Here is an 18,805-nt window from a genome sequence, read left to right as displayed (position 1 = left end):
AATGGAGCGCGACAAAAAGGGGGCAAGATGATGTGGTTTACAAAAAAAGATCGAATTGATGATGTGGCGAGACAGCTTGCCCATTCGCCAGATTTTATGTGCCGCCGCATCGAATGTAAAGGAAGAAACGTATACGTTCTTTTTTTAAGCAATTTAATTAATCACGCTCATCTTCACCAAAACGTCCTTTCCTTTATTCATGAACAACAACATATATCGATTGATCAGCTGGCGCGCTGTTTGCCGATTGGCGCAGTGAGCATATGTGAAACAGAAAAAGAAATGGCATCATATATACGCGACGGCTGGGCAGGCATTTACATCGAAAAAGAAAAGCGGGGGCTTGTCGTCAACATTGCAGAAAAAGTCGAACGTTCGCTTGAAAAAGCAGAAACGGAATCGCTCGTTCTTGGCCCGAAAATGTCGTTTACCGAGTCGATTGATACAAACATTCGTATTTTGCGCCAAAATGTAACGGACCCGAAATTAGTGACGGAAAAAATAATGATTGGTGTGCGCAACCCGCTTGAAGTGCGCGTCGTTTATATTGAAGATATTGCCGATGAAACGAACGTCCAAACGGTGAAGCAACGGTTAGAAGAGCTACATATTGACGAAGTGATTGATAGTTCTGTTTTAGCGCAAATGTTGGACGACCATGCGTATACGATTTTTCCGCAATATTTATTAACAGAACTCCCTGATCGGTTGGCGTACAGTTTGTTGAAAGGGCGCATCGGCATTTTCGTTGATCGCAGCCCAACGGTCATTATTTGTCCGACAACGTTTTTTAGTTTTTTTGAAACGACAGAAGATATTTATTTGCGCTGGGCGATGAGCACCGTCTTGCGTGCTGTACGCATGCTCGGCATTTTTGCTTCGATCTTTTTATCACCGCTTTATGTTGCGGTCATTACGTATCATTACGAAGTCATTCCGTCCGCTTTGCTTTTGACGATTGGAGAGTCGCGCTCGCGCGTTCCGTTTCCTCCCGTTATTGAAGCGCTGTTTCTTGAATTTATGATTGAACTGTTGCGCGAAGCAGGGGCGCGCTTGCCGACAAAAGTCGGTCAAACGATGGGCATCGTTGGCGGTATCGTCCTTGGGCAAGCGGCCGTCGATGCCGGATTTACGAGCAACGTGCTCATTATTATTGTTGCATTGAGCGCGCTCGGTTCATTTACGGCGCCGAGTTATGAGATGGGCGCAACGATCCGTATTTTACGTTTTCCGATTATTTTATTAGCGGCGTTTTGGGGACTTGTTGGCATATTTATTGGCGTCAGCATATTGCTTATTCATCTATTAAAAATGACATCGCTTGGGCGTCCGTATTTGTCGCCAATATATCCGTTTCGTTTTACAGATATGAAATATGCGCTCATTCGTTTGCCGGTGAGATTTTATCATCAGCGTCCGAAAACGAACCGCCCGCAAAACTCCCGCCGTTTTTCATGGCGTGAAGCGATGAAACGAAAGGATTTGGATGAATGATGAAAACGCCAAACGAACGGCTTTCCATTAACGCTTATCTCGTTTTTTTTCTCGTTCATACTGCTCAAATTGGTCTTGGCATCGTCGGCGTGCAGCGCGTCATTTTCGTCGAAGCGCGCCAAGATGCATGGATTGCTGTGCTGCTTAGTGGGCTATGGATTCATCTCGTCGTTTTCGTCATTTGCCAAACGTTGAAATTGTCGGAACATGACAACATTTTTTCGCTTCATACGTTCGTTTATGGGCGCGTGTTCGGTTGGATCGCGAACGCAGCGGTTGTCGTTTATTTTTTAATGGCGTATACGTCGATTTTACTCGGCTATGTAGAGATGGCGTTAACGTGGATGTACCCTGATTTTCCGCTTTGGGGCGGAGCGCTCATTTTAGTTATTTTAACCGTGTATGCCCTATATGGAGGGGGATTTCGGCTCGTGGCGGGCGTTAGTTTTTTAACGTTTTTTATGGCCATTTGGGTCGTTGTTGTCGTTTTTCAGCCGTTAAAATATGCGGAGTGGATTCATTTGCTGCCCATTTTTGAAGCGACGCCGAAACAGATGATGAATGGTGTATTAAAAACATCTTATACGATGCTCGGATTTGAAGTGTTATATATCATTTATCCGTTTGTAAAAGAAAAAGAGCGCGTCCATCGCTATGCCCAAATTGGCGTCATGTTGACGACGTTTCTCGTAGCGGCAGTGACAGTCATTGCGATCGCCTTTTTTAGCCCGAAGCAGCTCGATGTGACCATTTGGGCGTCGTTGTCGATGTTTACGATCGTCAAATTTTCGTTTATTGAACGATTTGAATATATCGTCATTCCGCTTTGGCTGCTCGTTATTTTACCGAATTTGCTCATGTTTATGTGGGCGATGACGCGTGGCGGAAAAGCGCTTTTTCGTATAAAACAAAAATATGGGTTATTTCTTTTTGCGTGTTTATCTTTTGCAGTTGCGATTATTTTTGAAAAACGGGCGACAATTAACGAGTTTATTGATCAAGTCGGATGGTATGGATTTTGGCTAAGCTTCGTCTATCCGTTTTTCTTATATGTCTTTGTGCGCATGAAAACATGGGCAAAGGGGAGCACAAAATGAAATGGTTTATCGTTGTCATGTTGTTGCTTAGCGGTTGTGTATCTCCGCGCGTATTAGAACGACAAGGCATTATTACAGCGGCAGGGTTTGATAAAAAAGGGAAGATGTATGAAGGGGGGTCAGTTATGCTTTCGTTTCAAACGACCGGCTCGTCGATGTCCGAAGTCATTGAAGCGACAAATAAAACGAGCAAAGGGCTTCGCCAAGACTTAGAGGCGCAAACGAGCCACGATTTAGGTTCAGGACAAATTCGCGCCGTTGTATACGGAAAAGAACTAGCAGAGGAAGACGGAATTTTCGGATTAACCGACACGCTACAACGCGATGCGAACATCGGCTCGCTCGTCTATTTAGCTATTGCAGAACCGAGTGCAAAACAAGTCATAAAAAGCAAAAAGCATGAAGATACGCCCGACATTGGGACGTATTTATATCGATTAATTGAAAAAAATTTGCGCAGTGAATCGCTATTAGCTGCCACGTTGCACGAGTTCATTCATAGTTATTACGACGTTGGCAAAGATCCGGTTTTACCTTGTTTATCGTTGCGTGACGGCAAACCGATCATTGAAAAAGTAGCGCTCTTTCGGGGAGACAAGTTCGTTGGAACGGTGCGGCTTGATGAAAGTTTTTATATTAAAATGCTTGCGTCCGAGTATAACACAGGACTAAAAAATATTACAGTGCCACGTGATGATGTCGCCCCGCTATTAATAAAGAAAAAGGGGAAAAAAGTGAATATTGTGTTTAACGAAATTCGGACGAAACGGAAAATCAAACTCATTAGTCAAAAACCAGCGCCTCATTTTCGTGTCACCGTCAAGCTACAAACGGAAATTTTAGAGATGTCTGAAAAAATAAAGCCGATTATGCAAGCGAATATACACGTGCTTGAGCGAGCGATTGAAAAACAAATGAAAAAAGAAATAGAGCAATTATTAAGTAAGCTAAAAGCATACAACACCGACCCGATCGGTTTTGGGCAAATATACGACCACTCGGTGCGGCGGTTGCAGCTCACGGATAAACAATGGTACAAGTTATATAACAATGCAAAAATAGATGTCGATGTGAGCGTATCTATTTTACGGACAGGAACAATTGACTAATTTTTGTTTCTTCATGAAAAATTATTTTCAATCGTTGTGCCATATGGTTTAATAAAAGAAGGAGGGAAGAAAATAAAAAAGCGAGGATTACAGCATGAATGAACAGCAGTTTCTGTTCCAACACCCTCCATTGATAAAATGGGAGGCCGTTGGGCAACATTTTGATCAATGTGCGATTTTTTTTGTTACGAACGAAGACGGAACGATTGTATATATGAGCGATTCGTTTATGAAACAACTATCGCGCTGCTACGGCGTCGTGCAACAGCTCATTGACCGTGCCCATGAAGCTATTTCTACATTACATACAAACGATATGTGGTGCGGAAAAGTGATTGTCGATCAACGTCATGCGTATATGCACGTGTATTCGTTTCATTCGCATTTCATTTGGACAGGGTTCTTTTTGTTAGACGATAATGATTCGGATGCATTAACCGGCGTCTTGTCGTACGATTCGTTTCAACATATGCTTCGCGAGCGAATGAATAAAAGCAAGCCGTTTACGTTATTGTCGTTGAATTTAGACCGCTTTAAGTTTATTAACGATTTAATCGGCTATGAACATGGAAACGAATTGTTAAAACAAGTGGCGGAGCGATTGCGGCGCTGTGAAAACGGCATCGTAGCACGGCAACATCGCGATCAATTTTTTCTCGCTTTTTATACGATTGACCGAAACGAGCTGCGTCATGTCATCGAGGAAATCGTTCAATTATTTTCGGTTCCGTTTCAACTGACAAATCAAGAGTTGACGGTGACGCCAAGCATTGGTGTGAGCGTCTTTCCTCATGATGCAACCGATTGGACGACGCTCGTTTCATTGGCAGATTTAGCACTAGAAACAGCAAAAGAAAATGGTGGAAATACATATTGTTTTTATACGAGCGAATTAAAAAAGACGAACGAAGAAAAATTGTACATCCAACATAGCATTCGAAAAGCGTTAAAACAAAATGAATTTACGCTTCATTATCAACCGATTGTCGATATTGAAACAGGCGATATTGTGGCGGTGGAAGCGTTATTGCGCTGGTATCATCCGAAGCGCGGATGGATTTCACCGGCAACGTTTATTCCGATTGCGGAGGAAACGAATTTAATTCAGCCGATTGGCGATTGGGTGTTGCGAAAAGTATGTGAACAAAGTAAAGTGTGGAGGAAAAAAGGGCTTCCACACGTGCAAATCGGCATTAACGTTTCCATTAAACAATTTTTGCAAGCGGATTTAGTGGAACATATTGAACATGTGTTGCGCACGTACGATTTAGATCCGTTTTGCTTAAAACTAGAAATTACAGAAAGTATGGCGATGCATCATATTGATTATGTGCTTGCTCAACTTCAATCGTTAAAAAATTTAGGGCTTCAACTTGCCGTTGACGATTTTGGGACAGGTTATTCTTCATTAAACTATTTAAAAAAACTGCCGATCGACATCATTAAAATCGACCGTTCGTTTGTGCAAGATATGGTAAAACATTCATACGATTTATCGATCGTTCGCGCCGTCATTGAAGTGGCGCACAGCTTACAAATGAAAGTCGTTGCCGAAGGGGTGGAAACGGAAGAGCAACTTGCGATTTTAAAACGGGAAGGTTGCGACCGTGCCCAAGGCTATTATTTCAGCAAACCGCTCTCAGCTGAACAGTTTGAACAATTAGTCCAAAGTGAAAAAGGGCGATCTCATTAAGAGGCCGCCCTTTTGTGTAAAATAATAATGAAGCTCGAAGCTTGTCCTTACCGAAATGTTTTCCCGAACCGATGCGGACGTGACCAGTCGTAGCGTTTCGGCTTCGGTTGCACATCTTCTGGTGTGATGCCTGTGTATGCTTGAAGTAAACGTTTCGCTTGAGACAACGGCATTTTAGCAACAGGGTTGCGATAAGAATCGTCCAACGTACCGAGATGAGGCAAATGCTTGAAGTCTTCTTTTGTTGGAGGTATGTGGAAGTAATATTGACCGATCGCTACAAGCACGTCCGACTTTTGTTGGCTGTACTTCGGATTTCGGGAAAAATGAAGCCCAACTTTTTTCGCTGTTCCTTCTTCGAGCATTTTTTCAATCGTTTTTTTCTTCAGCAAATACAAGTAAGAAGGATTTATTGCTGTTTTCGCATGACGGTTGACCGTAAACAAAGCGACCGATAAGTTTTCCACGGTGCATTCGACTGTTTCCATTGGCCATTCACTCCTTTTCAATTCTATATACTTTTATTATACACGATCGTCTATGTTTTTGGAAAATTTTTAATTCGTTTTTTACATAGAGGAGGGTAAACGTTGAAATACGGCATTATTGATATCGGCTCGAATACGATGCGCCTCGTCATTTATGAACGAAGCAAAGGCGGTCGGCTGCGCGAGCGGGAAAATGTAAAAATTGCAGCTCGCCTGCGCAACTATTTAACGGAAGATGGCTTTTTTACGGAGGAAGGATTGCACGTCCTTTTAGATGGACTACTCACATTTCAAGATGTGACGCGTTTTCATCGCCTGCACGATGTAAAATGTGTGGCGACAGCAACGATTCGCCAAGCGCGCAATCGCGATGACATCGTTCGCTTTATTGCAGAAAAAACCGACTTTCGTATTCGTATTTTATCCGAATATGAAGAAGCATACTACGGTTTTTTAGCTGTCATTCAATCGACGTCGTTTCATGAAGGGATTACGGTCGATATTGGCGGAGGAAGTACGGAAGTGACGTATTTTCATAACCGCGAACTCGTTGACTATTATAGCTTCCCGTTTGGTGCGTTATCGCTGAAACGTCAATTTGTTGCAGGAAACGTGCCGACAGATGAAGAACTGCAAACGTTGCGCGCATACGTCGAAAAACAATTTCAATCGCTGCCGTGGCTAAAACAACGCCGTTTGCCAATCATTGCGATCGGAGGAAGCGCCCGAAACGTCGTGCAAGTGCATCAAATGCTGCAAAACTACCCGATTGCGGGCATTCATCAATACGAAATGAAGCGCGACGACATTGTACAAGTAAAAAAATATTTGCGTTCGTTGACGTTTGAACAGCTGCAAAAAGTCGAATCATTATCGAAAGATCGAGCGGATTTAATTATTCCAGCGGTCGAAGTGTTTCAAACGTTATACGAAACAGTTGATGCGACAATGTTTATTTTAAGCCGAAAAGGATTGCGCGACGGCATTTTTTACGAACAGTTTGGGCCGATCGTCTTTCCCAGCGTATTAGATGAAAGTTTTTTTGAACTAGCCCAAGATTACGAAGTAAATACAAGCCACGTGCAGCACGTATTAAAACTTGTCATTCAACTGTTTGAACAAATGCGCACGCTTTCGCTTTTTCCGCTAACGGGAGAAGATCTCGTCTTATTAAAGCGCGCCGCTCACGTGTTTTATTTAGGGCAATATGTCGACGAAGAAGCGAGCAGCCAACATACGTTTTATCTTTTGGCGAATCGAACAATTGAAGGATTAAGCCATCGCGATCGTGTGCAGCTTGCGCTTGTCGCTTCGTTTAAAAATAAGACGTTGTTTAAACAATACATTCAGCCGTTTCATGCATGGTTTACCCGAGCAGAACAAAAAAAGCTTCGTTTTCTTGGGGCGCTATTAAAATTTGCTTACAGTTTAAACGATACGAAGCGAAACATCGTTGAACGCGTGGAGCTTGAGCTTCAAGATCAAACCGTCATCGTGCATCTTTTTTGCAATCAATCGTTTAAAGCGGAAGAATATCAAGCGGAAAAACATAAAAAGCATGTCGAAAAAATGTTGAAACGTCCGATTCAATTACAGTTTCATTTGGAGGGATGAACATGGATTTAAGCCACCCGCGTTATTACAATAACCGCGAATTAAGTTGGCTAGCTTTTAACGAGCGCGTCTTGCAAGAAGCGATGGACGAGCGCAATCCGCTATTGGAACGGCTGAAATTTTTAGCGATTTTCAGCTCGAATTTAGATGAGTTTTTTATGGTGCGCGTCGCTGGGTTAAAAGATCAAGTGAAAGCGGGATTTAATAAGCCGGAAAATAAAGCGGGATTGACGCCGAAAGAACAGTTGAAAAAAATTGCAAAAAAAACGCATACGCTTGTGAAGTGGCAGTACGACATGTACAATGAAACGCTGTTGCCGATGTTAAACAAAGAAGGAGTATATTTGCTTGCTCCACACGAGTGGAGCGACGAACAAACGACATATTTACAGTCGTATTTTATGAAAAATATTTTTCCGGTGCTAACGCCGATGGCTGTCGATGCGTATCGTCCGTTTCCGATGTTGTTGAACAAAAGTTTAAATTTAGCGATCGTACTTGACGATGAGGAAGATGAAGATGAACGGAAAAAATTAGCGATCGTGCAAGTGCCGGCGGTATTAAATCGCTTCATTCCATTGCCGGCAAACAACGATATGCACGCTTATGCGCTGTTAGAAGATGTCATTACGACGTTTATTCATACGTTATTTAAAGGATACACCGTTTCGTCTGTGACGCAATTTCGCATTACGCGCAACGCCGATTTAACGATTCACGAAGAAGGGGCGCGCGATTTATTAAAAGAAATTGAAAAAGAGTTAAAAAAGAGAAAATGGGGCGCAGCGGTCCGGCTTGAAATGAGCAAAAAAGGGTTTGACGAATGGGTGCTCGATTATTTATTAGATGAGTTAGAAATTCATGACAAAGATGTGTATCAAATTGACGGACCGATCGATTTAACGTTTTTCTTTTCGTTTTATCATGAAGTGGCGAAATATAAAGAACATCTCGTTTTTCAAACGCTCATTCCGCAGCCCCCAAAAGATTTAGATGACGATGAAGATATATTTGAAAAAGCGAAAGAGCGCGATTTATTGTTTCACCATCCATATGAATCGTTTGAGCCGGTCATTGACTTTATTTCCGATGCCGCAGACGATTCGGACGTGTTAGCGATCAAGCAAACACTTTATCGCGTCAGCGGAGACTCTCCGATTATTGAAGCGTTAAAACGGGCGGCGGAAAACGGCAAACAAGTAACCGTTCTCGTTGAATTGAAAGCGCGGTTTGATGAAGAAAATAACGTGCAATGGGCGAAAGAGCTTGAAAAAGCAGGATGCCACGTCATTTATGGCATGACGCATTTAAAAACGCATAGTAAAATTACGTTAATTGTACGCCAAAAACATGGGAAAATTGAGCGGTTCGTCCATTTAGGAACAGGCAATTATAACGATGCGACTGCCAAAGTGTACACTGATTTCGGTTTGATTACGGCGAATGAACAGTTTGGTGAAGATGCGACAAACTTTTTTAATTATTTAAGCGGCTATATGGAAAAACCGGAATTTCACCATTTAGTCGTCGCCCCGTTTGATTTACGTCAACAATTTTTGCAGCTCATTGACGAAGAAATTCGCTATCATAAACAATATGGCGATGGGCGCATCATTGCGAAAATGAACTCATTAACGGACAAACAGCTCATCATGAAGCTATACGAAGCGTCTCAAGCAGGGGTGCAAATTGATTTAATTGTGCGCGGCATTTGTTGTTTGCGCCCGCAAATGAAAGGAGTAAGTGAAAACATTCGCGTCCGCAGCATCGTCGGTCGCTTTTTAGAGCATAGCCGCGTATATTATTTTCACCACCATGGGCAAGCGCGCGTCTTTTTGTCATCTGCCGATTGGATGACGCGCAATATGGACCGCCGCATTGAAATTTTATTTCCGATTTTTAACAAAGAATTAAAACAGCGGCTCATTGACGTATTGCACATTTTGCTTTCTGATAATGTAAAAGCGCGCGAGCAAAACGAAGAGGGAGAATACGATTACGTGAAGCGAGCAGAAGGAGAAGAAGAAGTAGATAGCCAAATGATTTTATTTCAAATGGCATACGATGTGGCAGACGATGAAGAATAAGGAGATGATGACATGAAAGAAAGCGGAGCGGTTGCCCTTGGCGGAGCGCTAGGGGCGTTATGTCGATACGGTGTAGCGGTCGTATTCCCGTTTCTTTCATTTCCGTGGGGAACGTTGCTCGTCAATTATGTCGGTTCGTTTTTGCTTGGGGCGATGACGTCTTACGTCGGAAAGAGAAAGATGGCGGAATGGTTGCGTCTCGGCATCGGAACAGGGTTTTGCGGCGGATTGACGACGATGTCAACGTTTAGTAAAGAGACGATGGCGTTATGGCACGAACATGTTGGACTTGCGAATGTATATGTCTTCACATCTTTTGTTGGTGGATTGCTCCTTTGTTATGCGGGTATGTATGCTGGGGAGCGAATGGGCGTGAAAAAAGTAGGTGAGGCGTCATGATTCCCGTTGCGCTTGGCGGAGCGTTTGGAGCGTGGTGCCGCTATCAGCTTGGCATATGGCTGTTGCGCTGGACGAAAAAATCATCTTTGCCGCTTTCCATTTTGTTCATTAATTGGCTCGGTTCGTTCGGGCTTGGCGTTGTGCTCGCACACGACGTGCAAGCGGTCGGGGTAACGGTTGGCTTTTTCGGAGCGTTTACGACGTTTTCGACATTTAGCGTCGAAGCGTTGCAGCTATTGTTGCGAAAACATTATAAAGAAGCATCTCTTTACATCGTTGCCTCGCTCATCGGAAGCATATGTATGTTTCAAGCCGGGTTTATGTTATAACCCGGCTTTTAACGTAAACAACGTTAATTCCGGTGGGGTTAAAAAGCGGAACGGCATGCGCGTCGTTCCAAGACCGCGATTGACGTATAAGGTGAGTTGCTGCACGTCGTAAAACCCTTCGACATATTGTTTCGCTAGCGGAGGGGTGACGAGCGGTCCAATCCACGGCAGTTGAATTTGTCCCCCGTGGCTATGACCAGACAGCTGAAGGTGAAATGGATAGACGCTCGCTTGTGTGACAAGATCAGGCTCATGAATAAGAGCAATCGTATACGTTTCTTTCGGCAGCTGTTTTACCGTCTTTGCGAAATTCGGCTGACCGAGCATGAAATCGTCCAACCCTGCAATGACAATTTGTTCGTTCCCTTGGCGAACACGTACCCATTCGTTCACAAGGAGACGAAATCCAGCGTTCTCCATCATTTCTTTATATATATTTGTTCCGTATCCACCGTGGTCGTGGTTTCCATAAATACAGTACTTCCCAAGCGGAGCATGAAGCGTTGCCAATAACGATGCAATCGCATCGACATGCTCATATTTGTTCGGTTCATCAAGCAAATCGCCTGTAAAACAAATGAGATGCGGATCGAGGTCGTTCATTCGCTTCACGACGCGTTGAAAATGGTCAACAGTATAATGATATCCTAAATGCACGTCGCTAAATTGAAGAAGCCGACAGCCATCAAAGCTTTTTGGAATAAGCGGATGCACGAGCTCGTAACGCCGGACCGTCAACTGCCTCGGCTCAATATATTTTGCATACATATATCCCGCCGTGGAAAGCAACGCTCCTTTGACGAATAAAGAAAAAAACGTTTGTAAAAAATCTCGTCGTTTCATATTTTCAAACCTTACCACGCGAAAATGTTCTTCATTCATTATAAAAGAAAAAAGTTGATAAAAACAGCAAGAAAAATATTAAAAATTTTCTAAATATATAGTATAATGAAAATGAATGAATAACCATTCATAAAAGGGGATGAGAAGATGAAGGGGAAAGTCGTGATTGTGACAGGCGGTTCAAGTGGCATGGGAAAATATATGGCGAAGCGTTTTGCGGATGAAGGAGCGCATGTCGTCATTACCGGAAGAAGAAAGGAAGCGCTTGAAGAAGCGGCAGCTGACATCGGTGGGAGCGTTTTACCAATCGTTATGGACGTGCGCCAACCGGAATTAGTTGCTGCGATGGTGAAAGAAACGGATGAGCGTTTTGGGAAAATTGATGCGCTCATTAATAACGCCGCAGGCAACTTTATTTGTCCGGCAGAAAAGCTGTCGATCAACGGCTGGAATAGCGTCATCGACATCGTTTTGAACGGAACGTTTTATTGTAGTCGAGAAGTCGGAAACTATTGGATTGAAAAAGGACAAAAAGGATCGATCATTAACATCGTTGCTACATATGCTTGGGGAGCAGGAGCAGGTGTCATTCATTCGGCGTGCGCCAAAGCAGGCGTGCTAACGATGACGCGCACGTTAGCGGTCGAGTGGGGAAAAAAATACGGCTTTCGCGTCAACGCGATCGCTCCCGGTCCGATTGAGCGAACAGGCGGGGCAGAAAAGCTTATTTTATCAGAAGAGATGGAAAAACGTGTGAAAGATAGCGTGCCGCTCGGTCGCTTCGGGACGCCAGAAGAAATTGCAGCAGTCGCGTCGTTTTTACTTTCTGATGCGGCTTCGTACATTAATGGCGAGTGCATTACGGTCGACGGCGGTCAATGGCTTAATCAACATCCGTTTTAAAGCGACGTTTGCTGACGTCGCTTTTTTAGTGGAATGATGTACGATGAACGGGCGCGTTTCTTATGATATAATGAGTGAAAAAAGCGGGGAGGAAGCGTCGTTTTGGATGCGCTAGACATTTTAACACACATCGATCAAGTCGTTCCGTATTACCAACCGATTTTTAGCGCCGACGAGCAATGCATCGTCGGATATGAAGTGCTTGGGCGCTTTCAACAAGGAGATGAAGTAATGAGCCTCGGCTCATTTTTTCACGACGAAACGGTTCCGGAGGAGTTTCGGATGGAAGTCGACGTGGCGGTAACGACAAAAGCGCTCGAACAGTTTGTTCAAGAGCAGCCTGCATCGCTCATTTCCATTAATCGCGATGCGAACGTGCTAATGATCGATCGGGGAGAATCGTTTTTGCAACTTCTTCTTCAATATAAAGAAAAAGGTTTACAATTAAACCGAGTCGTCCTTGAAATAACCGAGCATCATTTTAAAGGCGACATTCAACAGCTTGGGCACGTATTGACGTATTTGCGTACATACGGCATTCAAATTGCGGTTGATAACATTGGGAAAGAAAGCAGCAACTTAGATCGCATTCGGTTGTTGGCACCCGATTTATTAAAAATTGATTTGCGTGCGTTGCGCACGTCTGCGACGATCGTATCGTACGATGATGTGCTTTATTCCATTTCGCTTTTAGCGCGAAAAATTGGAGCTACCCTCCTATATGAAGGGATAGAAAACGCCTTTCAACTTCAATATGCGTGGCGAAACGGCGGCCGATATTATCAAGGCTATTATTTGCACGAACCGTCACCGTCATTTCTTCCGCCACATTTATTAAAAGAAAGGCTGCGCAATCAGTTTCATACGTTCATTCAACATGAAAAAAAGAAACTGCAAACGTTATACGATATTTCCGAACAATTTCAAGCGCGCGTATCCGAGCTCGTCGCCAAATATAAAAAAGTCTCATCGTTTAACGAACTCATTTCCGTCTTAGCTAAACATTTGAGCGATTGTAGTTTTCGCATTTACGTATGCGATGAAGACGGATTCCAACAATCCGCGAACATATTTAAACGAGGCGAAACGTGGGAGCTACAGCCGCAATACGAAATGAAAAATTGGAGCTGGCGTCCGTATTTTTTAGAAAATATTATTCGCATGCGCTCCCGAAAACGAGGCATTTTATCTGATTTGTACAGCGACATTGAAACAGGTGAAACGATTCGCACATACTCGTATCCGATTGATGAACATCATTATTTGTTTATCGATTTAACGTATGAATATTTGTTTGAACATAACGCCCATTTGTAATAAAACATCGTTCGCGGTGGAAAAGTAAGCGTAAGGCGCAAACGTTGTGCAGCGACAAGGCGATGTTTGCGCACCGTTTCCTAGAGAGGTGGGGGATGATGGATACATTTTCTTGGATGCTTTTACTTGTTGCTAGCGGGGTATTAGTTGGGGGACTTGTTTACACGTATCAAGTGGGAAAGCGACAAAAAGTACAAGGCGAATACGATACGCCTGTCGGTGAAAAAGTGGCCGCTCATCCGTATGTGCGCAATCCGGTTTTTATTGCATACATCGTGTTTGTCGCCCTTTTGCTCGGGTATATCGCATACGTCGCCTTTCAAACGTAAGCCCGCTTTTGTGGGCTTTCGTTTTTGTTTACTTTTTCCGCGAATATTGGTACAGTAGTGAATAGTCGTTGAAATACGCATCGGAAAGGAATGAATGTCATGTCGCAATTATTAGGCATTATCCAACGGTTAATTAGCTTACAAGAACAAAAAACAGGAACGAACGAAGCGCCACAACGCAACTTTGAAGTCAATGGTGAAAAAAAATGTAGCGTGACATATTATGAAAAAACGAACACGTTCGTATTAGAAGTGTACGAAAAAGGCGAGAAGCCGAAATCGTATCAGTTCGACAATATTGATATGATCGCCATTGAAATTTTTGATTTGTTGAATTAAGTCTTCACATAGGTGAAGGCTTTTTTATTGCACTTCTCGCTTTTCCATATCGAAACGAACATGATACAATGACAGATGGGGATTATATTGTGAAAGGCGGAATGATGATGCAACAACCATCGCTGACTGAACTAATGATTCCGTCCGATAAAGTGGCGCACGTGCAAGTGGGGAATCATTTACAACACGCGTTACTCGTCTTAACGCGCACAGGATATTCAGCTATCCCGGTATTAGATATGACGTATAAACTGCAAGGGCTCATTAGTATGACGATGATTATGGATGCCATTTTAGGCATTGAGCGGATCGAGTTCGAACGGTTGGACACGATGAAAGTGGAACAAGTGATGCAGCGCAACATGCCGCGCCTACATGTAAACGATTCATTTTTAAAAGCGTTGAAGTTGCTTATTGATCATCCATTTTTATGCGTAGAAAATGATGACGGTTATTTTGTAGGCATCGTTACGCGCCGTGAAATATTAAAGCGGTTCAACCGCTCGATGTACGAAAAGCGACAATAGGCTTGTCACCGTTTATATCATTTGTTAAAGTAAAAAAATAAAATGATAAGGAGGAAGTTGCGATGATGATGGATGCAAATGAAATTATTTCCTTTATTCAAAACAGCAAAAAGAAAACACCTGTGAAAGTATACATAAAAGGAGACGTGGCTGACATCGATTTTGGCCCGAGCGCGAAAACATTTATTACAGGTCAGACAGGCGTCGTATTTGGCGAATGGACGGACATTGAAACAGCGCTTGAAGCGAACAAACATAAAATTGAAGATTACGTCGTGGAAAACGACCGTCGCAATTCTGCGATTCCTCTTCTTGATTTAAAACATATAAAAGCGCGCATCGAGCCGGGAGCGATCATTCGCGATCAAGTGCAAATTGGAGATAATGCCGTCATTATGATGGGAGCGGTCATTAACATCGGCGCCGTTGTTGGCGAAGGAACGATGATCGATATGAACGCTGTGCTTGGCGGACGTGCGACAGTCGGGAAAAACTGCCACGTTGGTGCGGGTGCTGTACTTGCTGGTGTCATCGAGCCACCGTCAGCTAAACCGGTCATTGTGGAAGATGATGTAATGATCGGAGCAAACGCCGTCATTTTAGAAGGAGTGACGGTTGGAAAAGGTGCCGTCGTTGCCGCAGGTGCGATCGTGACAGAAGATGTGCCTCCATACACCGTTGTTGCAGGCGTTCCTGCGCGCGTCATTAAACAAATTGACGAAAAAACAAAAGCAAAAGTAGAAATTAAACAAGAACTTCGCCAACTGTAAAGCGTGGATCCATTCCACGCTTTTTTCAAAAGGAGGGATCGAAATGTTTATAAACATTCGCCGCGATTTGCATCAAATTCCTGAGCTCGGCTTTCAAGAGTGGAAAACACAACGATATATATTAGATTATTTAGCTAGTCTCCCACAAGAACGGTTGCAAATCAAAACATGGCGCACAGGCATTTTCGTGCGTGTTCTCGGCATGGCGCCGACGAAAACGATCGGTTATCGGACGGATATGGACGGATTGCCGATTGACGAACAAACAGACGTGCCGTTTCGCTCGACGCATGAAGGACGCATGCATGCATGTGGACACGATATGCATATGGCGATTGCGCTTGGTGTGCTCACCCACGTCGTCCATCATCCGATTGACGACGACATGCTTTTTATTTTTCAACCAGCGGAAGAAGGACCGGGTGGGGCGCTTCCGATGCTTGAAAGCGATGAAATGAAACAATGGATGCCCGATATGGTGCTCGCTTTGCATATCGCTCCGGAATATCCGGTCGGAACGATTGCGACAAAAGAAGGGTTATTATTTGCGAATACGTCCGAGCTTTTTATTGATTTAATCGGCAAAGGAGGACATGCCGCCTTTCCTCATGAAACGAAAGATATGGTCGTTGCCGCAAGCGCCCTCATTATGCAGCTGCAAACGATCGTCTCCCGCAACGTCAATCCGCTTGATAGCGCGGTCATTACGATTGGCAAACTGACGAGCGGCAACGTACAAAACGTCATTGCCGAGCGGGCAAGACTAGAAGGGACGATTCGCACGTTATCGCCGAAAGCGATGGAAAAAGTAAAAGGGCGCATTGAAGCGATCGTGCGCGGCATCGAAGTCGCTTACGATTGCGAAGCGCATATGGATTACGGTTCGATGTATTACCAAGTGTATAACGATGAGGCGTTAACGAATGAATTTATGCAATTTGTGGAACAAAAAACAGACGTTCGGCTCGTTCGTTGCCAAGAAGCGATGACGGGCGAAGATTTCGGCTACATGCTCGCGCGCATTCCCGGCTTTATGTTTTGGCTCGGCGTGCAATCTCCGTTCGGTTTGCATCATGCGAAGTTAAATCCGAACGAAGAAGCGATCGGTGTGGCCATTGAACTTTTGACTCGCTATATCGCATGGAAAGGAAATCATAAAGTAAAGGAAGAAGAATGATGAAATTACGAGAGCCTATGCCATTATTAGACGGAGCAACAGTCGTACTAAACGGAAACGTCACTCGCGAACAGCTCATCGGCAAACCGACGCTCATTCATTTTTGGGCGGTTAGCTGCCATCTTTGTAAAGACGGAATCAAACAAGTGAACGAATTTCGCGATCGCTATGAAGGACAATTAAACGTCATCTCCATCCATATGCCGCGTCGCGACGGAGATGAAAACGTTGAAGCCGTCAAACAGCTTGCGGAACAATATGGGATTACGCATCCGCTTTTCATTGACAACGATCATCGGTTAAAAGAGGCGTTTGATAATCGATGCGTACCGACGTATTACGTATTTGATGCAGACGGTATATTTCGCCATTATCAAGCAGGAAGCGGCGGAATGAATATGTTAGAAAAACGAATCATCCGCGTCATTGATGAATATCAAACAAGAGGGGATATGTCGTGAAGAAAAAAGAATTTGCGGTCATCGGTCTTGGGCGTTTTGGAGGCAGCGTATGTCGCACGTTAAGCGAGCAAGGAATGGAAGTGCTTGCGATTGATGTAAACGAAGAGAAAGTGAACGAATATGCGTCGATTGCGTCGCAAGCCGTCGTTGCCGATTCAACGGACGAAAACGTTTTGAAAAGTTTAGGCATTCGCAACTTTGACCACGTCATCGTTGCCATCGGTGACAACATTCAAGCGAGCATTTTAACAACGCTTATTTTAAAAGAGCTTGGCGTCGAAAAAATTACGGTAAAGGCGACAAACGATTATCACGAAAAAGTGTTGAAAAAAATTGGTGCCGACCATATCGTTCATCCTGAGCGGGATATGGGCGAAAGAATTGCGAACAATATGATTTCAAACAATGTGCTTGATTATTTAGAGCTGTCCGATCGCCATAGCATCGTTGAAATTGTCGCAAATGAACGGCTCCATGGCCACTCGCTTCTTGAGTTAGACATTCGCGCCAAATACGGCATTAACATCGTTGCGATTAAACGAAACAACGACATTATCGTGTCACCGCTTGCCTCAGAAGTCATTTACGCAGGTGATATTTTAATCGTCATCGGCGCCGATCAAGACATTGACCGATTTGAAAGCGAAGTTGTTGGAGAATAAAAAGAAGGTGTCCAAACGGGCACCTTCTTTTCAACAATAATCTGAAAGACAGAATATATTTCCGTCTTTTTCATTAGGTATGGTTATTTATGATATTTGTCCTTTCAAGAATTCTTTTGTCTTCTAGATATTTCAATTGGATTTCAAACACTTTTTCTCTTGGTACGTAATGAATGATACCTTGTTTCAAAAGTGCATCCACTTTTTTTACTTTTTTCATTATTTCTCCCCGCAGTTTCGTGTTTTTAATTTCAAAAGGAACATCATTTAAAGTATATGGTTGTCCAATGAATTCTTTATGAATAATATACATATTTTGTATCAATAAATAACTATCATAACGATTTATTTTAATGGGGTGTATAAAATCTGGTCTTTTCATCGATAATGCTTTCATCTTTCCGTTTTTATCATCATCTTTTGTGATTGGAATACAAAAAAGCCCATTAGGGAATTCTTCTTTTTCAATGACTAAAATTAACGCAGGTCTTCTCTCTTTTATAGGTACTTTGTATTGTGTCCAGTCGGTGATTGAAAAAAATTCTTCTTTGATGAAATAAATTTTAAAATGTTCAGACATATCATAATACCCCAATCCAAAGGAAAAGAAGCGGACACCCCGCTTCTTTTTTTGACAAGTTTTCGAGTCCGCCACTTATTAGTCGCCTGCGGATGAGCGACAAGTTTTCGAGTCCGCCACTTATTAGTCGCCTGCGGATGAGCGACAAGTTTTCAAATCATTCGTCCGATCTTTTGCCGCCGCAATTTCTAATGGCAGCGAAAAGACAATCGTAGGTAACTAAAACACCCCACATTTATATTCTCATTATATTCAACGGAATTTATTCTGTCAATGAACATACTTGTTAAGAGTCAGTCAAGACTTTGTGGAGAACATTTTTTCGGTTCACTACGGGTGTTGTCAATCACTAGTTAGCGAACCATTTTCAGGAATTGATATCGTAAGCGCTTTTGGACTCTCATCCCTCATCTTGAAGTGATGATATTGTATTCCATTTTTTTACACCCAACCAAAATCCCGAAGCGCCGACAACGCTTGATGGATCGGCGTCCCGGATGACCGCTGCAGACACGGTAGATTCTGACGCACCACATCTGCCCACAACCGTCCTGCCTTCCGTTTGGCCTGTTCAACCCGCTTGGACT

Annotated in this window: 20 protein-coding genes and 1 pseudogene; 17 read left to right on the top strand and 4 right to left on the bottom strand. The window is 43.4% G+C overall.

Annotated elements, in window-relative coordinates:
• The first annotated feature begins 27 nt into the window (after positions 1-27).
• The 4 genes from LH47_RS08330 (at position 28) to LH47_RS08315 (ending at position 5,393) form a co-directional block, all read left to right on the top strand.
• On the top strand, positions 28-1,494 hold the full coding sequence (locus LH47_RS08330; RefSeq protein ID WP_043966489.1) for a spore germination protein: 1,467 nt from the start codon (positions 28-30) through the stop codon (positions 1,492-1,494).
• Positions 1,491-2,591 carry a GerAB/ArcD/ProY family transporter gene (locus LH47_RS08325; RefSeq protein ID WP_052585035.1) on the top strand — a complete coding sequence of 367 codons (1,101 nt, stop codon included), beginning with the start codon at positions 1,491-1,493 and terminating at the stop codon, positions 2,589-2,591. The genes LH47_RS08330 and LH47_RS08325 overlap by 4 nt, the downstream gene beginning before the upstream one ends.
• Positions 2,588-3,700, top strand: coding sequence for a Ger(x)C family spore germination protein (locus tag LH47_RS08320; RefSeq protein WP_084221292.1), 1,113 nt, complete (start codon positions 2,588-2,590; stop codon positions 3,698-3,700). Before LH47_RS08325 ends, LH47_RS08320 begins: the two co-directional genes overlap by 4 nt.
• A gap of 94 nt (positions 3,701-3,794) precedes the next feature.
• The gene (locus tag LH47_RS08315; RefSeq protein ID WP_043966485.1) at positions 3,795-5,393 is read left to right on the top strand and encodes a putative bifunctional diguanylate cyclase/phosphodiesterase; all 1,599 of its coding nucleotides are present in this window, start codon (positions 3,795-3,797) and stop codon (positions 5,391-5,393) included.
• A 47-nt stretch (positions 5,394-5,440) separates the two neighbouring features.
• Here the strand turns inward: LH47_RS08315 and LH47_RS08310 are convergent, their stop codons facing one another.
• Positions 5,441-5,881: a YkyB family protein gene (locus LH47_RS08310; protein WP_043966483.1), complete on the bottom strand. Its 441-nt coding sequence runs from the start codon at positions 5,879-5,881 to the stop codon at positions 5,441-5,443.
• Between the two features lie 102 nt (positions 5,882-5,983).
• Between LH47_RS08310 and LH47_RS08305 the strand changes: the two genes are divergently transcribed.
• The 4 genes from LH47_RS08305 to crcB are packed head-to-tail and all read left to right on the top strand — an operon-like array spanning position 5,984 to position 10,310.
• Positions 5,984-7,495, top strand: a complete 1,512-nt coding sequence (locus LH47_RS08305; RefSeq protein ID WP_043966482.1) for a Ppx/GppA family phosphatase — start codon at positions 5,984-5,986, stop codon at positions 7,493-7,495.
• Positions 7,496-7,497: 2 nt separating this feature from the next.
• The gene (locus LH47_RS08300) at positions 7,498-9,582 is read left to right on the top strand and encodes an RNA degradosome polyphosphate kinase (RefSeq protein WP_084221291.1); all 2,085 of its coding nucleotides are present in this window, start codon (positions 7,498-7,500) and stop codon (positions 9,580-9,582) included.
• A gap of 12 nt (positions 9,583-9,594) precedes the next feature.
• The gene (locus LH47_RS08295; RefSeq protein WP_043966478.1) at positions 9,595-9,981 is read left to right on the top strand and encodes a fluoride efflux transporter FluC; all 387 of its coding nucleotides are present in this window, start codon (positions 9,595-9,597) and stop codon (positions 9,979-9,981) included.
• Complete coding sequence (gene crcB, locus LH47_RS08290) at positions 9,978-10,310, top strand: fluoride efflux transporter CrcB (RefSeq protein ID WP_043966475.1); 333 nt, start codon at positions 9,978-9,980, stop codon at positions 10,308-10,310. The genes LH47_RS08295 and crcB overlap by 4 nt, the downstream gene beginning before the upstream one ends.
• Here crcB and LH47_RS08285 read toward each other — a convergent pair.
• Positions 10,305-11,153, bottom strand: coding sequence for a metallophosphoesterase (locus tag LH47_RS08285; protein WP_043966474.1), 849 nt, complete (start codon positions 11,151-11,153; stop codon positions 10,305-10,307). The genes crcB and LH47_RS08285 overlap by 6 nt on opposite strands.
• Positions 11,154-11,300: 147 nt before the next feature.
• Between LH47_RS08285 and fadH the strand changes: the two genes are divergently transcribed.
• The 9 genes from fadH to LH47_RS08240 all read left to right on the top strand — a co-directional run bounded on the left by fadH (position 11,301) and on the right by LH47_RS08240 (position 17,638).
• On the top strand, positions 11,301-12,056 hold the full coding sequence (gene fadH / locus LH47_RS08280; protein ID WP_043966472.1) for a 2,4-dienoyl-CoA reductase: 756 nt from the start codon (positions 11,301-11,303) through the stop codon (positions 12,054-12,056).
• A gap of 102 nt (positions 12,057-12,158) precedes the next feature.
• The gene (locus LH47_RS08275) at positions 12,159-13,373 is read left to right on the top strand and encodes an EAL domain-containing protein (protein WP_043966471.1); all 1,215 of its coding nucleotides are present in this window, start codon (positions 12,159-12,161) and stop codon (positions 13,371-13,373) included.
• Positions 13,374-13,468: 95 nt separating this feature from the next.
• Positions 13,469-13,702, top strand: a complete 234-nt coding sequence (locus tag LH47_RS08270; protein ID WP_052585033.1) for a hypothetical protein — start codon at positions 13,469-13,471, stop codon at positions 13,700-13,702.
• 99 nt (positions 13,703-13,801) lie between these two features.
• On the top strand, positions 13,802-14,041 hold the full coding sequence (locus LH47_RS08265) for a YkuJ family protein (RefSeq protein WP_003396622.1): 240 nt from the start codon (positions 13,802-13,804) through the stop codon (positions 14,039-14,041).
• A 68-nt stretch (positions 14,042-14,109) separates the two neighbouring features.
• Positions 14,110-14,568 carry a cyclic-di-AMP-binding protein CbpB gene (gene cbpB, locus LH47_RS08260; RefSeq protein ID WP_043966466.1) on the top strand — a complete coding sequence of 153 codons (459 nt, stop codon included), beginning with the start codon at positions 14,110-14,112 and terminating at the stop codon, positions 14,566-14,568.
• Between the two features lie 62 nt (positions 14,569-14,630).
• Complete coding sequence (gene dapD / locus LH47_RS08255; protein ID WP_043966464.1) at positions 14,631-15,338, top strand: 2,3,4,5-tetrahydropyridine-2,6-dicarboxylate N-acetyltransferase; 708 nt, start codon at positions 14,631-14,633, stop codon at positions 15,336-15,338.
• Between the two features lie 43 nt (positions 15,339-15,381).
• Positions 15,382-16,515 carry an N-acetyldiaminopimelate deacetylase gene (locus tag LH47_RS08250; RefSeq protein WP_043966462.1) on the top strand — a complete coding sequence of 378 codons (1,134 nt, stop codon included), beginning with the start codon at positions 15,382-15,384 and terminating at the stop codon, positions 16,513-16,515.
• Positions 16,515-16,976: a TlpA disulfide reductase family protein gene (locus tag LH47_RS08245; protein WP_043966509.1), complete on the top strand. Its 462-nt coding sequence runs from the start codon at positions 16,515-16,517 to the stop codon at positions 16,974-16,976. The genes LH47_RS08250 and LH47_RS08245 overlap by 1 nt, the downstream gene beginning before the upstream one ends.
• The gene (locus LH47_RS08240; RefSeq protein ID WP_043966461.1) at positions 16,973-17,638 is read left to right on the top strand and encodes a potassium channel family protein; all 666 of its coding nucleotides are present in this window, start codon (positions 16,973-16,975) and stop codon (positions 17,636-17,638) included. Before LH47_RS08245 ends, LH47_RS08240 begins: the two co-directional genes overlap by 4 nt.
• Before the next feature lie 73 nt (positions 17,639-17,711).
• Here the strand turns inward: LH47_RS08240 and LH47_RS08235 are convergent, their stop codons facing one another.
• Together LH47_RS08235 and LH47_RS15215 are read right to left on the bottom strand one after the other, a co-directional pair.
• On the bottom strand, positions 17,712-18,218 hold the full coding sequence (locus LH47_RS08235; protein ID WP_043966458.1) for a hypothetical protein: 507 nt from the start codon (positions 18,216-18,218) through the stop codon (positions 17,712-17,714).
• Between the two features lie 441 nt (positions 18,219-18,659).
• Positions 18,660-18,805: pseudogene (locus LH47_RS15215) on the bottom strand (UPF0236 family protein); the annotation flags it as partial.

Origin of the sequence: Anoxybacillus thermarum (genome assembly GCF_000836725.1) — a bacterium.
Lineage (GTDB): Bacteria > Bacillota > Bacilli > Bacillales > Anoxybacillaceae > Anoxybacillus > Anoxybacillus thermarum.
The sequence above is the reverse complement of the archived record's forward strand: the minus strand, read 5'-3'. Positions and strand labels throughout refer to the sequence as shown.

Excerpts from the sequence above, each read along its gene's own strand:
- LH47_RS08330 (WP_043966489.1), top strand. The coding sequence starts at position 28 with ATGATGTGGTTTACAAAAAAAGATCGAATTGATGATGTGGCGAGACAG.
- LH47_RS08325 (WP_052585035.1), top strand. The coding sequence starts at position 1,491 with ATGATGAAAACGCCAAACGAACGGCTTTCCATTAACGCTTATCTCGTT.
- LH47_RS08320 (WP_084221292.1), top strand. The coding sequence starts at position 2,588 with ATGAAATGGTTTATCGTTGTCATGTTGTTGCTTAGCGGTTGTGTATCT.
- LH47_RS08315 (WP_043966485.1), top strand. The coding sequence starts at position 3,795 with ATGAATGAACAGCAGTTTCTGTTCCAACACCCTCCATTGATAAAATGG.
- LH47_RS08310 (WP_043966483.1), bottom strand. The coding sequence starts at position 5,881 with ATGGAAACAGTCGAATGCACCGTGGAAAACTTATCGGTCGCTTTGTTT.
- LH47_RS08300 (WP_084221291.1), top strand. The coding sequence starts at position 7,498 with ATGGATTTAAGCCACCCGCGTTATTACAATAACCGCGAATTAAGTTGG.
- LH47_RS08295 (WP_043966478.1), top strand. The coding sequence starts at position 9,595 with ATGAAAGAAAGCGGAGCGGTTGCCCTTGGCGGAGCGCTAGGGGCGTTA.
- crcB (WP_043966475.1), top strand. The coding sequence starts at position 9,978 with ATGATTCCCGTTGCGCTTGGCGGAGCGTTTGGAGCGTGGTGCCGCTAT.
- LH47_RS08285 (WP_043966474.1), bottom strand. The coding sequence starts at position 11,153 with ATGAAACGACGAGATTTTTTACAAACGTTTTTTTCTTTATTCGTCAAA.
- fadH (WP_043966472.1), top strand. The coding sequence starts at position 11,301 with ATGAAGGGGAAAGTCGTGATTGTGACAGGCGGTTCAAGTGGCATGGGA.
- LH47_RS08270 (WP_052585033.1), top strand. The coding sequence starts at position 13,469 with ATGATGGATACATTTTCTTGGATGCTTTTACTTGTTGCTAGCGGGGTA.
- LH47_RS08265 (WP_003396622.1), top strand. The coding sequence starts at position 13,802 with ATGTCGCAATTATTAGGCATTATCCAACGGTTAATTAGCTTACAAGAA.
- cbpB (WP_043966466.1), top strand. The coding sequence starts at position 14,110 with ATGACAGATGGGGATTATATTGTGAAAGGCGGAATGATGATGCAACAA.
- dapD (WP_043966464.1), top strand. The coding sequence starts at position 14,631 with ATGATGATGGATGCAAATGAAATTATTTCCTTTATTCAAAACAGCAAA.
- LH47_RS08250 (WP_043966462.1), top strand. The coding sequence starts at position 15,382 with ATGTTTATAAACATTCGCCGCGATTTGCATCAAATTCCTGAGCTCGGC.
- LH47_RS08245 (WP_043966509.1), top strand. The coding sequence starts at position 16,515 with ATGAAATTACGAGAGCCTATGCCATTATTAGACGGAGCAACAGTCGTA.
- LH47_RS08235 (WP_043966458.1), bottom strand. The coding sequence starts at position 18,218 with ATGTCTGAACATTTTAAAATTTATTTCATCAAAGAAGAATTTTTTTCA.